This is a genomic window from Serratia sp. ASV30 (genome assembly GCF_016428815.1).
GTDB classification, from domain to species: domain Bacteria; phylum Pseudomonadota; class Gammaproteobacteria; order Enterobacterales; family Enterobacteriaceae; genus Chania; species Chania fonticola_C.
The window spans coordinates 32,845-47,389 of the sequence record NZ_JAELTL010000016.1 but is presented as its reverse complement, the minus strand read 5'-3'; the positions used below and the strand labels follow the sequence as shown (position 1 = coordinate 47,389).

Annotated in this window: 12 protein-coding genes; 3 read left to right on the top strand and 9 right to left on the bottom strand. The window is 55.6% G+C overall.

Translation table 11 applies throughout. The features are described from left to right. Positions 1–11: 11 nt before the first annotated feature. From JHD74_RS09675 to JHD74_RS09665, 3 genes are read right to left on the bottom strand one after another with little or no spacing between them, the layout of a single operon-like run. Entirely contained in the window at positions 12–1,112 is a 1,101-nt protein-coding gene (locus JHD74_RS09675) for a substrate-binding domain-containing protein (protein ID WP_024530148.1), read from the bottom strand. A 14-nt stretch (positions 1,113–1,126) separates the two neighbouring features. Next, positions 1,127–2,212, bottom strand: coding sequence for an ABC transporter permease (locus tag JHD74_RS09670; protein ID WP_199062574.1), 1,086 nt, complete (start codon positions 2,210–2,212; stop codon positions 1,127–1,129). Continuing rightward, positions 2,202–3,743 carry a sugar ABC transporter ATP-binding protein gene (locus tag JHD74_RS09665; protein WP_199062572.1) on the bottom strand — a complete coding sequence of 514 codons (1,542 nt, stop codon included), beginning with the start codon at positions 3,741–3,743 and terminating at the stop codon, positions 2,202–2,204. The genes JHD74_RS09670 and JHD74_RS09665 overlap by 11 nt, the downstream gene beginning before the upstream one ends. A 373-nt stretch (positions 3,744–4,116) precedes the next feature. Here JHD74_RS09665 and JHD74_RS09660 point away from each other — a divergent pair, with 373 nt between their 5' ends. Both JHD74_RS09660 and fabV read left to right on the top strand, forming a co-directional pair. Continuing rightward, complete coding sequence (locus JHD74_RS09660; RefSeq protein ID WP_024530145.1) at positions 4,117–4,935, top strand: IclR family transcriptional regulator; 819 nt, start codon at positions 4,117–4,119, stop codon at positions 4,933–4,935. 155 nt (positions 4,936–5,090) lie between these two features. Then, positions 5,091–6,284, top strand: a complete 1,194-nt coding sequence (fabV, locus tag JHD74_RS09655; protein WP_021177880.1) for an enoyl-ACP reductase FabV — start codon at positions 5,091–5,093, stop codon at positions 6,282–6,284. A 65-nt stretch (positions 6,285–6,349) separates the two neighbouring features. Here the strand turns inward: fabV and uspE are convergent, their stop codons facing one another. The 5 genes from uspE to dalD all read right to left on the bottom strand — a co-directional run bounded on the left by uspE (position 6,350) and on the right by dalD (position 12,820). After that, on the bottom strand, positions 6,350–7,312 hold the full coding sequence (gene uspE / locus JHD74_RS09650; RefSeq protein WP_024530144.1) for a universal stress protein UspE: 963 nt from the start codon (positions 7,310–7,312) through the stop codon (positions 6,350–6,352). A gap of 125 nt (positions 7,313–7,437) precedes the next feature. Beyond that, positions 7,438–8,202, bottom strand: coding sequence for an FNR family transcription factor (locus JHD74_RS09645; protein ID WP_021177882.1), 765 nt, complete (start codon positions 8,200–8,202; stop codon positions 7,438–7,440). A 409-nt stretch (positions 8,203–8,611) separates the two neighbouring features. Next, positions 8,612–9,901 (bottom strand): MFS transporter, encoded by a 1,290-nt coding sequence (locus JHD74_RS09640; RefSeq protein WP_024486037.1) that lies wholly within the window; start codon positions 9,899–9,901, stop codon positions 8,612–8,614. Positions 9,902–9,958: 57 nt separating this feature from the next. Further along, a complete protein-coding gene (gene xylB / locus JHD74_RS09635) occupies positions 9,959–11,422 on the bottom strand; it encodes a xylulokinase (RefSeq protein ID WP_199062570.1) in 1,464 nt (487 codons plus the stop codon). Between the two features lie 12 nt (positions 11,423–11,434). Beyond that, the gene (gene dalD / locus JHD74_RS09630; RefSeq protein ID WP_199062568.1) at positions 11,435–12,820 is read right to left on the bottom strand and encodes a D-arabinitol 4-dehydrogenase; all 1,386 of its coding nucleotides are present in this window, start codon (positions 12,818–12,820) and stop codon (positions 11,435–11,437) included. A 188-nt stretch (positions 12,821–13,008) separates the two neighbouring features. Between dalD and JHD74_RS09625 the strand changes: the two genes are divergently transcribed. Then, positions 13,009–13,956, top strand: a complete 948-nt coding sequence (locus tag JHD74_RS09625) for a sugar-binding transcriptional regulator (protein ID WP_199062566.1) — start codon at positions 13,009–13,011, stop codon at positions 13,954–13,956. Here JHD74_RS09625 and ogt read toward each other — a convergent pair. Continuing rightward, the gene (gene ogt / locus JHD74_RS09620; RefSeq protein ID WP_074029120.1) at positions 13,953–14,477 is read right to left on the bottom strand and encodes a methylated-DNA--[protein]-cysteine S-methyltransferase; all 525 of its coding nucleotides are present in this window, start codon (positions 14,475–14,477) and stop codon (positions 13,953–13,955) included. The two genes, JHD74_RS09625 and ogt, sit on opposite strands and share 4 nt — an antisense overlap. Between the last annotated feature and the right edge of the window lie 68 nt (positions 14,478–14,545).

Below are 14,545 nucleotides of genomic sequence, written 5' to 3'. Positions count from 1 at the left end.
CAACCTCCCGATCACTTCACGCCCCAAATGGTTTTGTAATGTCCCTGATAGTCATTTTGAGGGTCATACATATTATTCGGGCCACCGTCATTGGCGATGTTCTCGCGGGTGACCAGATGGGCCGGAGTCACGTAGCCGGAAGGCGCCTGCTTGGCGAAGGCACGGTTAAACTCATCCAGCAACTGCCAGCCGTGCAGCTTCAGCGGCTCGGGCACAGTGGCTGACTGGCTGTCACCGGAACGAATACGTTGATAGGCAGAAATGGAGCCGTCACCGGCCGAGATATTGAACGGCGCATTGCTGCCGCCTTTACCGGCTGTTTTCAGCGCTGGGGCCATAAAATCGAAATACAGATCGTTGATCGCCAGTGCGTACTGGAACTTGTCACCGTATTTCTGCAACAGGCTGAAGGTCATGGCTGGCATACGGCTGGCGGTGTCTGCCAGCGGGGTGTCGATAAACTCTACCAGTTTACAGCCGCTGCATTTAGCCACTTCCTCTTTCATCACGTTGGCTTTGTCCAGAGCGATTTGGTACAGCGAATCGGTAAAGATCAGCACGTTGGCCTGCCCATCGGACTTCACTACCGCATATTGTGCGGCGATGCGCGCTACCTCATTGGAATCGGAAGTGACGTTATAGAACACATCGTATTTGGCGATGGGGCCAGGCTCTGGCACAGCATGCCAGGCTGTCAGAACGATCCCCTGAGCCACCGCCTTTTTCAGCGGGATTTTAGCCACGTTAGGGTTCCAGCCGCCGATCACGATCCCGTCTGGCTTTTGGGCAATGGCCTGATTCAGCGACGACAGTTGGTCTTTAACCGAGCCGCCACCGTCCAGCGTTTCCAACTGCCAGCCTGCCACCTTGGCCGCTTCGCTCAGCCCTTGCTGCACTCCCTGCACGCCGCCGTTCTTCATGTCGGAGGCAATAAAGATGATTTTCTTGTTCGCCTGCAGTTGCGGCCCGCTGGTAGGGCCATCCCATTGGGTACTGCTGGCCGTAGCTTTGGCTACCGCCGCCGTAGCCTGATCGAGATAGGCATCTGCCCAGGCCGGTGAGGTGGCCAACAGCAGAGTGGTGATCCCGGGCAAAATCCAACAATGTTTCATGGCTGTGCTCCTGATTAAGGATTGATCGCTTTTTGGTTGTTGTTGTCGGCAGATGCCGCCTGACTGCGTTGTATTGCTTTCTGATTGAGTAACCGACGGCGTTGGGCATAGCCCGCCAGCGTGATGGACAGCAGCAGCGTGGCGCCGTTGAATAACGGTTCGACCCAGAACTCCCCACCAAACTGCTGGATCCCCGCGATGCCGATCGCCAGAATGGCAATGCCGACCACGGTGCCCCAGACGTTCACCCGCCCTGGGCGAATAGTGGTACTACCGAGGAATGCGCCCACCAAGGCGGGTAACAGATAATCCATCCCAACGCTGGCCTGGCCTACGCCCTGTTCGGCAGCGATCAGCACGCCGCTAAAACCGGTGAGCACGCTCGAGGCGATAAAGGCGCCAATGGTATAGCGATTGACCGAAATACCGTTGAGCCGCGCCGCAGCCGGATTGCCGCCTACCGCATACATGCAGCGGCCCAGCGGGGTGTGTTCGGTGATCAGCCACAGGATGACGGCGACGATCAGCACGTAAAAGGCCACAATCGGGATCCCGGCAATTTCGGTGTGATGCAAGGCGATAAAGGCGTCAGGCAAGTCGCCGACAATCTGCCGCCCGCCGGAGTGCCACAGCGCCACCGCATACAGCACGGTGCCTGAACCCAGGGTGGCCACGAAGCTGTCGATATCCGCCAGCGCCACCAGGATGCCGTTAAGCAGGCCGTATAGCGCGGAAATGACCAGCACGGTCAGCACCGCCATCTGCCAGGAGAAGCCATATTCCACCTGCAAGGTGATCGCCAGGATGTGCCACAGCACGATACCGAAACCGACGTTCAGGTCGATCTTGCCGACGATCATCGGAATGGTAGCCGCCAGCGCCAGCAGGGCGATCTTGGCCTTGCTGGAGAGGATCGCCTGTACCGTCAGCATCGAGGCGAACGACGGCGTGGTGAGTGAGAAGACGATCACCAGCGCAATACACAGCAGCAGCAGGCCGTAGCGGGTGATGATTTGCATCAGCCATGGGCCAAGGCCGTCCTGCCCCAGGCTGACACGCTGTTCCAGCGCCGTTGATTTGACGGACGTTTTATTCGACATGGTATTCCTCCACAACGGCTTCCCCGGCGCTGGCAGAGGCCAGCTCTAATAAATTGGCGAACGAGACCTGCTGGTTCTTCAACTCGCCCACCACTTTCCCTCGGTTAAACACCAGGGCGCGGTTACAGATATGCGCGATCTCTTCAAAATCGTTGGAGATCACCAATACCGCCACGCCGGCTGCCAGGGATTTATTTAACAGATGATAGATTTCGGCGCGGGCGCCCACGTCGACCCCGGCGGTGGGGTCTTCCAGGATCAGCAACGGTGCCGCAAGATGCATCCAGCGGGCCATCACCACTTTTTGCTGATTGCCGCCGGACAGGGCGCTGATATCGATATTGACGTCCTTTGGCCGCACGTCGAACAGTTGTACCTTCCACCAACTGGCCCCGATTTCGGCGCGGCGACTATAGCGCGAGAACAGCTTATGGCCGCTGGCACAGGGGTTGATAAACAGGTTTTCCCGTACGCTCATCGACATCACCAGGCTTTCGCCGGTGCGATCGCCTGCAACCAGAGACACGCCACATGCCATTGCCTGCTGTGGGGTGCTGGCGGTGTAAGGTTTATCGCGGAACTCGATTTCGCCGCTGTCTCGCTGGCGCAGGCCGAACAGCAGGCGGCCAATCTCTTCCTGACCAGCACCGCGCAGCCCGGCAAGAGCGAGCATTTCACCCGGCTGCAATTCGAAGCTGACCGGGCCGATATCCCCGACGCTGACGTTATGCAGTTGCAACACCGGTGGCTGGTGCTGCGGCAGCGGTTCACGCTGATCTTCCGCCATCGCTTCACCCACGATCATCTGCACCAGATCGCGCAGGGAATAATCGGCGGTGTTGCCCCCGGCAACGTAGCGGCCATCACGCATGACGCAAACCCGATCGGCAATTTCAATCACTTCATCCAGGCGATGGGTGACGTAAATCATGCCGACCTTTTTGGCGCGTAGACGGTTGATCACCGCAAACAGATGACGTACGTCGTTGGCGGGTAGGGAAGCGGTGGGCTCATCAAGCACCAGCAGTTCAGCATTCACCGCCACCGCTCTGGCAATGGCCAGCAACGATTTCTCCGTGCGGGAAAGCTCAAATACGCGTGCGTCTGGGTCCAGGGCAATCCCAACGTCCTGCAAGGCTTCCAGCGCACGGCGGCGAATGGCACGCCAGTCGATCAGCCCGAAACGGCGGGGAAATCCCATTACCAGCGCCATGTTCTCCGCTACCGTCATCCATTCAATCAGGCCCAGATCCTGATGGATAAAGGCAATCGGCTGGCGGCTATCACTTTTAATCGCCGCGGCCGAGGCAATGCTGTTACCTTGAAAGTGGATGTCACCGCCATCGCGCGGATACACTCCGGCCAGGACTTTGATCAACGTAGATTTACCTGCGCCGTTTTCTCCTAGCAGCGCCAGCACTTCGCCGGGCATCACCTGCAGGCTGACGTCGTTAACTGCGATGTTGCCGCCAAAACGCTTGACGATATGGCTGAGCGTAAGAATGGGTTGATCCGCATTGCCTTGAGTCATTGTGATGCGCCCCTGTGTCGGTTCGCGCAATTAGCGCGATGCCAAAAAGTAAACCGCTGCTGTTTAAAACAACCCTAAATTTCATTATGCGAAATCAGATTTCAAAAATGATATGCCTAACGTCGTGCTAAAGCAAAGCCGGGACGGTTTTAATTCTCTTTAATAAACAATGGATTATTTTTAATTTTGTCAATTTGTGACGCATAACTCACTTATAAGGTTACCGGAATGTTGCGGGTTTTAACCCCGTTACTGAAAATGATACGGCGTTCCAACTTCACCTGATGCGACCCATGGAGTAACATTCTCCTCAGTAGGTCCGCTTCTTACGCCGTGGCAACGGCTGGCGGCTCAACAATGGAGAGACTTCGCTATGAGCCTGAAAGCTGTTGACGAAAAAGATGACAAAAAAGACAAACCCCTTGGCAGTCAAAGCCTGTTTCGTGGTTTGCAGCTGATTGAAATATTGAGCAATTTCCCTAATGGCTGCCCGCTGGCGCACCTGTCCGAGCTGGCAGAGATGAACAAAAGCACCGTGCATCGCCTGTTACAAGGGCTGCATACCAGCGGTTATGTTACGCAGGCGCCTTCCCCAGGCAGTTACCGCCTGACCACCAAATTCATTTCTATTGGTCAAAAGGCGCTTTCTTCACTGAATATCATCCATGTCGCTGCGCCGCATTTGGAGCAGTTGAACCTGGAAGTGGGGGAAACGGTCAACTTCTCCAGCCGGGAAGACGATCACGTGATCTTGATCTACAAGCTGGAACCGACCACCGGCATGATGCGTACCCGCGCCTATATCGGCCAACATATGCCGCTGTATTGTTCGGCGATGGGTAAAATTTTCATGGCCTATGGCAAGAGCGACTATCCGGATCACTATTGGCAAACCCACCAGCAGGAGATCCAGGTGCTAACGCGTAACACCATTACCGAATTGCCGAAGATGTATGAGGAGTTGGCGGATATCCGCAAGCAGGGCGTGGCGATGGATCGCGAAGAAAACGAGCTGGGCGTGTCCTGTATTGCTGCCCCGGTGTTCGATATTCAGCAGCGGGTGCCTTATTCCGTTTCGGTTTCGCTGCCTACGGCCAAGCTGCAACAGGTTGGCGTGCAGTCGTTGATGAAACCGCTGCTGGAGACAACGCGGCGCATCTCTCAGGAGTTGGGGTTTGTGACGCAGGGGTGATTATGCTTAACAAGACAGATCCCAGACGGAATTTGTGCTTAATTTAACAAGATTTGCGCAACATTTGTGCAATCCAACACATCAGATCACAAAAAAGGGACACAATGAGTTATCTTATGTCCCGATTTCATCCCTTTAACGGATCCTAGACCCATATGATTATCAAACCTAAGGTTCGCGGCTTTATCTGCACCACCACTCATCCGGTCGGTTGTGAAGCCAATGTTCGTCGTCAGATTGCCTACACCAAGGCGCAGGGCAAGATTGCCAATGGCCCTAAACGTGTGCTGGTGATCGGTGCATCTACCGGTTATGGTCTGGCTTCCCGTATTGCTACCGCCTTTGGCAGCGACGCCGCCACCATCGGCGTATTCTTCGAGAAAGCGGGCAGCGAAAGCAAAACCGCCACCGCTGGCTGGTACAACTCGGCCGCTTTTGACAAAGCCGCTAAAGAAGCTGGCCTGTACGCGAAAAGCGTCAATGGTGATGCTTTCTCCAACGAATGCCGCGCCAAGGTAATTGAGCTGATCAAAGCCGACCTGGGCCAGATCGATTTGGTGGTTTACTCGCTGGCTTCGCCGGTGCGTAAAATGCCAGATACTGGCGAAGTAGTGCGTTCCGCGCTGAAGCCAATCGGTGAGGTTTACACCACCACCGCTATCGACACCAACAAAGACCAAATCATCACCGCCACTGTTGAACCGGCGAGTGAAGAAGAAATCCAGAACACCATCACCGTGATGGGCGGCCAGGATTGGGAACTGTGGATGTCGGCGCTGGAAGAAGCGGGCGTGCTGGCCGAAGGGGCCAAGTCTGTTGCCTACTCTTATATCGGTACCGATCTGACCTGGCCAATCTACTGGCACGGTACTTTGGGCCGCGCCAAAGAAGATTTGGATCGTGCAGCAACCGCTATCCGTGGTGATCTGGCTGCCAAGGGCGGCACCGCACACGTTGCCGTGCTGAAATCCGTGGTCACCCAGGCCTCTTCAGCCATTCCGGTAATGCCGCTGTATATCTCCATGGCTTTCAAGATCATGAAAGAGAAGGGCATCCACGAAGGCTGCATGGAACAGGTTTCCCGTTTGATGCACACCCGTCTGTACGGCGAAGAGATGCCGCTGGACGATCATGCCCGTATCCGTATGGATGACTGGGAACTGCGTGATGATGTGCAGCAGGCCTGCCGCGATCTGTGGCCGTCAATCACTTCGGAAAACCTGAGTGAACTGACCGACTACACCGGCTACAAGCAGGAGTTCCTGCGCCTGTTCGGTTTTGGTCTGGAAGAAGTGGACTATGACGCGGACGTTAATCCAGACGTGCGTTTCGATGTGGTAGAGCTTTAATTTCTACCCCTAGAATGTAAAACAGGGCCCGATTGGGCCCTGTTTGTTTTTATAACGTACCGAAATCAATCCTCATCGTCGTGCTCGTCGTCTTCATCCATTACGATCGGGCAGTCGAAGTCATCCGGTTTGAGCACCAGCAGGTCACATTTCAGATGGTCGATCACCTGTTCCGCGGTATTGCCGATAAACGCGGCAGAAATACCGGTGCGCCCCAAGCTACCTAACACCACTACGCCCGCTTGCAAATGCTCGGCCAAATCCGGGATCACTTCCTCCGGCAGGCCTTTCTCCACGTGGGTGAATTCTTCGTTGATGTGGAATTTCTGCCTTAACGCCTTCATAGCGATCAGATGCTGTCCGCGGATCGCGTCGTTATAGATGCTGGGGTCAAAATCGGGCAGTTCGATGGCGATGTTGATTGGGGTGACTGGGTAGGCACCCACCAGGTGCACTTCGGTTTGATTAACGTTTTGCGCCAGCTCGAGCGTTTCCTTCACCAGCCGGATATTGAGTGGGTCATGATAAGGTTCTTCGCTGGATAGATTAACCGCCACCAACGCTTTACCTCCTTCTGGCCAAGGTTGGTCTTTCACCATCCACACCGGGCAAGGACATTTGCGCAGCAGATGCCAGTCTGTCGGGGTGAAAATTACCGATTCCAGTCTGTCGTGCTGATGGGCCATTTTCAGCAGTAAATCATGGTTGCCGCTCAGCACTTCCTGAATGATCGCCTCATAGGGCCGATTGTGCCATACCACTTTGATTTCAATGGGGACACCGTCTTCAAGATAGAAGCGGCATTGCTCTTTAATCCACGCCGCCCGTTGGCTGATCACCCCTTGCCGCATTGCCGTTCTTTCGTCAGGGGAAAGCAGGGTGGTCATTTCGTAAGAGAAATCATAGATAGGAAGGAAGGCCTTAATCCGCCCACCGTTCCGCTTGATCAGGTAAACAGCCCGGCGCAGTGCCGGTTGATCGTCCTGATTGGGGTCAATAGCCACCAGTAGATTCTGATACTTCGCCATAGGGCCTCCTTACAGCTGTAGATCAACAGTCTGTTCACATACAGAGTAACCCAACATTGAAAAACAGAACAGCGGCAGAGGGGAGCTAGGCCAACAATTTCAGCGAATTATTGGCCCAGTAGGGGTCAGGCGCTTACGGAGACGTTGATGCGTGCGGCACCCGCCAGTTGTGACAGGGCGTCTGCGTTTTCGATGGTGATGTATTTGCCTTTCACGCTGAGGATTTCGCTTTTCTGGAAACGCCCCAACAGGCGGCTGATGGTTTCCACCGTCAGGCCCAGATAGTTGCCGATATCACCACGGGTCATGGTCAAACGGAACTCACGCGGTGAGAAGCCACGTTCGGCAAAGCGGTGCGACAGGTTATACACGAAAGCGGCCAGGCGCTCTTCGGCGTTCTTCTTCGACAGCAGCAGGATCATATCCTGGTCACCTTTGATCTCACCGCTCATCAAACGCATGATTTGCTGGCGCAGATTAGGCATTTTGCCCGAAAGGTCGTCCAGCGTTTCAAACGGGATTTCACAGACCATGGACGTTTCCAGCGCCTGAGCGAAGCTTGGGTGCTTCAGGCCACCGATGGCGTCAAAGCCTACCAGATCACCCGCCAGGTGGAAGCCAGTAATTTGTTCGTCACCCTGTTCGGTGATGGTGTAGCTTTTGATGGTCCCGGAGCGGATGGCATACAGTGATTTCAGTTCGTCACCGGCTTTAAACAGCGTTTGGCCTTTCTGGATCGGCTTTTTCCTCTCGATGATGTTGTCGAGTTGGTCCAGCTCATGCGTATTCAGCGTAAAAGGAATACACAATTGGCTGATGCTACAGTCTTGGCAATGGATCGCACAACCACCAGACTGGATACGACGAATCACGCGTTTTTCCGGGATCATAGATTAAGCTCACGCAATAATTGATATGAGTCAATTTTAACATCTTTTGCGGCAGGTGATAAGTACAGCAAGAACAACAATGGCGACATTTTGTGTCTTTTTTAAACAGGTCTCTTGCTCATCATTCCGTAGCATACTGATGTTTAGTGATTTATTGACTTCGGAAAAGCCTGGCTGATATTGACTAAAACCATATGAAAAACGAATAAATCTCGCATTATCATCGGCTTTCTGCGATTAGTCTTATCGATTGTGTGGGTATTAATGGGCGGATAGCTTTCATCCGTGATGGTCACGTAGGTTAACGAGTAAATATTTCTACACAAAGCTGTGCGGTGAATGAGCCCGCCAGTTGTGACGGAACTGTGCAGGAGCGAACGGGCGCAGCATGCTGCGCCCAGCTTTAAAATCAGGCACTATTTTTAGCCAAAGCATCATTAGCCGGAACATAGCGCGGGACGTTGTTATGTCCTGGCTGGTCGACTTTGACGATCAGCGTCAACACCGCCGCCACCAGATACAAACCGGTATATACCCACACCACGCCTTCGATATCAAAGAAGGGCAGCACTATAGAGGCGATGGCCGGGGCAGCGAAGTTGCTCAGGCCAGCGGAAAGGTTATAGATCGAGATGGCTGCGCCTTTATGGTTGGGTTCCAGCACCGGGAATACTGCGGTCATGGGGACGAAGGCCGCAACGGTGATCCCAAGCATGACTGCTGGCACCAGCGCGATCCAGAAGTTATGGCCAAAATGTACCGGCAGGTAGTAAAACGCCAGGCTGGAGATGGCGCAACCGATGCAGCCAAACCAGCGCACCTGGCGCAGCCAACCGATTTTCTCCCCCAGAATGCCCCACATAATGTTGGTGAAGATGGTGACAAAGAAGAACACCGCCCAAATTTGCAGCCACTCTGACATGCTAAAGCCCAGCCGGCCTACATACAGCATCGGCATAATCACCGCAAAGCCAAACAGCGACAGCGTGTTGATGATACGGATCAGGCAGGAGAGGAAGATATTGCGGTTGGTGAACAGGATCGTCACCGCGCGGGAAAGCTCTTTGAGTTTCTCCTGCGGTGACAGATCGGCCTTGGGGCTGGCCTCACCCACGTTGCGCAGCAGGAACATCGCCATCAAGCCACCGGCCGCCACCCATGCAATGGCAAACCACAGGGTGCCGGTTTCGCCCATCAACGGAATGGTAAAGCTGGGCAGATAGCTGCCGACACAGCCGATGCCGATCGAATACATTGCCCAGAACCAGCCCATCGCGGAAGAGAGTTGCTGCTTAGGGACGTTCTGTACCACCAACATCACAAACGAATAGATAAACAGCGGATAGGCCAGGCCACGAATACCGTAAAACAGCAACATCAGCGGATAGTTACGCATCCCAAGGCCAAACAGCATAAACAGCACGTGCATCACCAGCCACAGGATAAAGCCGATGCGCATTGCCTTTTGTGGCGTGATGATTTCGGCCACCACGCCGGAGCTCCAGGCCGCCAGCGCCGCTGCCAGTCCATACACGGTAAACACCAGCGCCGACTGTGCCGGAGTGAACCCCATATCGGTGATGTGTTTAGACAGAAAAGCCATCTCAAAGCCGTCGCCGCTCATGAAAATGGCGATGGCGATGTAGCCCCAGAACAGGTTCATCGGCAGGCCGAACCAGTGTTTATGTGTTTGTGGCATAACAAACTCCAGGATAGGTGTAAGGGTACAGTCTTATTATTTTTTACCGCGCCGGGATCATGCCCGGCGCAGGTTCAATTGTTGTTGATAGAGCTGACGGTAGGTGGCAAGACGTTCCGCGAGCAGAGGTTGGCGTTCACCGTCGGGCAAGTAGCGCCAATCGATGGCGGGTTTGTGGCAAACCTGATCCACCGTTCCACCCGCTGCCAGCCATCCCAACCGCGCCGCGCCTAAAGCACCACCGGCTTCTCCGCCAAGATGGGTGACCACCGGCAGATCGAGCACGTCAGCCATCAGTTGCGCCCAATGCTCGCTACGAGCGCCGCCGCCAATCAGTGAGCATTGATCCAGCCGGGTTCCGGCTTGCGAAAGTACGTCCAGGCCGTCCGCCATGCCGAATGCCACGCCTTCCAGCACCGCATAGCCCATTGCCGCACGCTGATGGCTGTGGGTCAGGCCGTGGAACGCACCGGTCGCCAGCGGATCGTTGTGCGGCGTCCGTTCACCGGACAGGTAGGGCAGAAAGACCGGGGCCAGGCGCTGTTCCGCCAGGTTCATCTGGGCGATTTCGGCCAACAGCGTGGGTTCATTGCTGCCCACCAGTTGGCAGAACCAGCGCAGGGCACTGGCGGCGGTAAGCATCACGCTCATCTGATGCCAACGTTCAGGCAGGGCATGGCAAAACGCATGGACGGCGGATTGTGGATTGGGGCGGAAGCGATCGTTAACGGCGAACAGCACGCCGGACGTCCCCAGCGAGATAAACGCATCGCCTGGATTAACCGCGCCAATGCCCACCGCGCTGGCTGCGTTATCTCCACCGCCACCGGCGATAATAATATTGTCAGCAAGGCCCCAGGAGCGGGCAATATCGCCTTTCAACTGGCCGGAGATTTCGCTGCCCTCTACCAGACGTGGCATTTGATCGCGGTTGAGGCCACAGGCGGCAAGCAAGGAATCTGACCAGTCCCGCTTGCCGACGTCGAGCCACAGCGTACCCGCCGCGTCCGACATATCCGAAACCTTGTCGCCACTCATCATCCAGCGTAGGAAGTCCTTGGGCAGCAGCACGGTGGCGATTTGCGCGAAGATATCTGGTTCATGCTTGGCAACCCATAACAGCTTGGGTGCGGTGAAACCCGGCATCGCCAGGTTACCGGCAACGTCATGCAACTCTGGTGCGTTCTGCGTCAACTGTTTGCATTGTTCTGCGCTGCGAGTGTCATTCCATAAAATCGCCGGGCGCAAAACCTGATTATCACGGTTGAGCAGAACCGCACCGTGCATCTGGCCGGAAAGCCCTAGCGAGCGGATCTGCGGCCATTGTTGTGGAATTTTGGCGCGTAAACGGCTCACCACTGCCTGCGTTGCTCGCCACCAATCGGCCGGATCCTGCTCTGCCCAGTGAGGATGCGGGCGTTGTACTTCCAGCGGTTCACCGGCGCTGGCGATCAGTGTGCCGTGGTCATCAATCACCACGGCTTTGATTTCTGAGGTGCCTAAATCCAGTCCTAGATACATGGTTCGCTCCCTTTATTGCGCCAGCCAGTGGTTAACCCGATCGATGGATTGGCGCAGCAGTTGGCTAAAGGCACTGCTGTGAGCCAAGGTGCTGAACAATTTCTCATCTGAGGCAAATACTGCCACCGGATCGGCCGCTTCGAACATCTGGTGGACTGCGGCGGCGTCCAGAATGCCGTCCTGATATTCATAAGGCAGTTGGTCTTGGTGCCAGCGCTGCATAAAGACAAAGAACAGAGCAGGCAGCATGGCCGTGGCTTTCGGCTCCTGACCGCGCTGATAACACTCTTGCAGCGTTGGGGTAATGAAACCGGGGATTTTGGAAAAACCGTCGGCGGCGACGCGCTGGTTGGTATCGCGAATATAGGGGTTGCTAAAGCGTTCCAGAACCACGTCACGGTAGGCGGCCAAGTCGAGCGGGCTAGGCGTCAGGGAAGGGATCACGTCCTGGGTCACATAGTCATAAGCCAACTGGTGGATGCCCGGGGTGCCGGTGCTTTCATGAATAAAGCTTTGGCCAATCAGCGTACCGGCCCAGGCAATACAGCTATGGCTGGCGTTGAGGATGCGGATCTTGGCTTCTTCATAGGGCAGCACTGATTCAACCATTTCGACGCCGACGTTCTCCAATGCTGGCCGTCCGTTGATGAAATCATCTTCGATCACCCATTGGATAAAGGCTTCGCCCATCACTGGCGCACGATCCTGGAAGCCGGTGGCTTCGGCAACGCGCTCGGCAACTTCCGGCGCTGGCCGTGGCGTGATGCGGTCAACCATGGTATTGGGGCAGCGGGTGTGGCTATCGATCCAGGCGATCAGCTCTGGCTCTTTGCGCAGTTGCAGGAACTGCATCAGGCCGTGACGGAAGCGTTCACCGTTATGGCGCAGGTTATCGCAGTTCAATAACGTGACAGTGTCACCATTGAGCTGCTTTCTGCGCGCCAACAGCTGTGCCATGGTGCCGTAAATGGTGCGGCAGGCGCCCAGCAGATCGGCCTGAATATCAGCGTTAGCACGATCCAGGTTGAACTGGTTATCCAGATAATAGCCACCTTCGGTGACGGTGAAGGAAATGACGCGGGTTTCTGGTTTGGCCCCCTGTTCGGTCAACGCGGCCAGTTCGTTATCCCAGGGAATGACCTTACTGATGGAGGTAATGGTTTCATACTGGCGTACGCCCTGTGGAGTGACGGTCTCCAGCACGTATTGGCCTTGTTGCTCAGCCAGCGTATCCAGTAACGGCGTGGCGTCATCGCGAATGTTGGCAAGCGCAATTGACCAGCGGCTATCGCCCGCTGCAATCAGCCGGTGTAGATACCACGCCTGATGAGCTCGATGGAAAGATCCGGCGCCGATATGCAGCCAAATGGCCTGAGAAGAGTTCACGGGGTTGCTCATAAGGTTCTCCACTAAAGGTTATTTTAGGGCATTAGCCCTTTCGTAGGGCATTTGCTCCGTTAATGGCGATAGAGTAAATAAACTTTTGCCCTTTAAATGGGCTTTAGCTCACAAATGTGCAAATCGACCTCTGCGAGCAGCAGGAATGCCAGTAAAATGGGGCCATCAGGGGTAGCGGGTGAAATAACATGGTCAAACACGATAAGAAGCTGGATCAGGCGGCACGAGCCGCCTGGATGTATTACGTGGCCGGACAGACTCAGAATGAAATTGCCGAGGCGTTGGGCGTATCGCGCCAGGTTGCGCAGCGGCTGGTGGCATTGGCGATCGACAGCGGTCTGATCAGCGTCAATATTTCCCACCCGGTAGGGCGCTGCATGGAGTTATCGGCCCGTCTTAGCGCACGCTATGGCTTAACGCTTTGCCAGGTGGTGCCTAGCCAAGGAATGGAGAGTGCCGGGATAAACCGTGCGGTGGCGGTGGCCGGGGCTGAAGTGATGGCGCAGTTTTTGCGCAGTGAACAGCCATTGAACATTGGGGTTGGTTCAGGCCGCAGCCTGAAGGCGGCGATCGATGAGCTGCCGGAATTGGAGCGGCCACAGCATAGCTGCGTCTCGCTGATTGGTGCGATCGCGGCTGATGGCTCCTGTACCCGTTATGACGTACCGCTATGGATGGCAGAGAAAACCCAGGGACGCTACTTTATCCTGCCCGCACCGCTGTTTGCCGATAGCGAACAGGATCGCGCCCTGTGGTGCAACCACCGCATTTACCGCACGGTGAACGACAAGGCCAGCCAGGCCGATGTGACCTTTATCGGTATTGGCACCATCGAATATCACTGCCCGCTGCACAAGGATGGGTTTATCACCGCAGAAGATGTCGATCGCCTGTGCGAATCTAACGCGGTGGCAGAAATGCTGGGTCATTTTATCGATCCGCAAGGCCAGCGGGTGGCCAGCGAACTCGATCGGCGGCTGACCAGCGTCAATCTGCGCCAGCGGCCGGAAAAGCCGGTGATTGCGCTAGCCGGTGGCGCGGAAAAGCATCATGCCATTCGTGCCGCCTTGCTGGGCCGCTGGATCAACGGCCTGGTGACGGATGAGGAGAGCGCGTTGGCGCTGCTGGCCGATTAAATCAGATCCTGGGGCAGGAAACCTTCATGTTTCAGCAGCCATTGCTTGCGCTGCACCCCTCCGGCGTAACCGGTCAGCGCTCCCTGTGAACCGATCACTCGGTGGCAGGGCACCACGATACTGATTGGGTTAGTGCCGTTTGCCATGCCAACTGCGCGTGATGCGGTTGGCCTGCCAATGCGCTTGGCCAATTCACCGTAGGTGATGATCTCCCCACAGGGAATTTGCCGCAGTTGCTGCCAGACGGTGCGCTGGAACTCGGTGCCCGCAGTCATCACTGGCACAGTGTCGATGGCTGCCAACTCGCCAGCAAAATAGCGCTGCATCACTTCCGTCAGGCCGCCCGGGTTGGCTCGCTCCTGTATCACGAAGGGTGAGGCTCGATAGTGGCTGTTGAGCAGCTTCATCAGGCGAGCCTCGTGATCGGTCCAGTCCAGCGCGCGCATCCGTCCTTGCTCATCTCCGATCAACACCAGTTCACCGACCGGCGTCGGCATACGATCAATAAAAAAGGTCAGCATGTTGTTCACTCCTTGCGTTTGATAGGGCGATTATTACATGAAAGAGCCGGATGTGATGGCGGATTTCG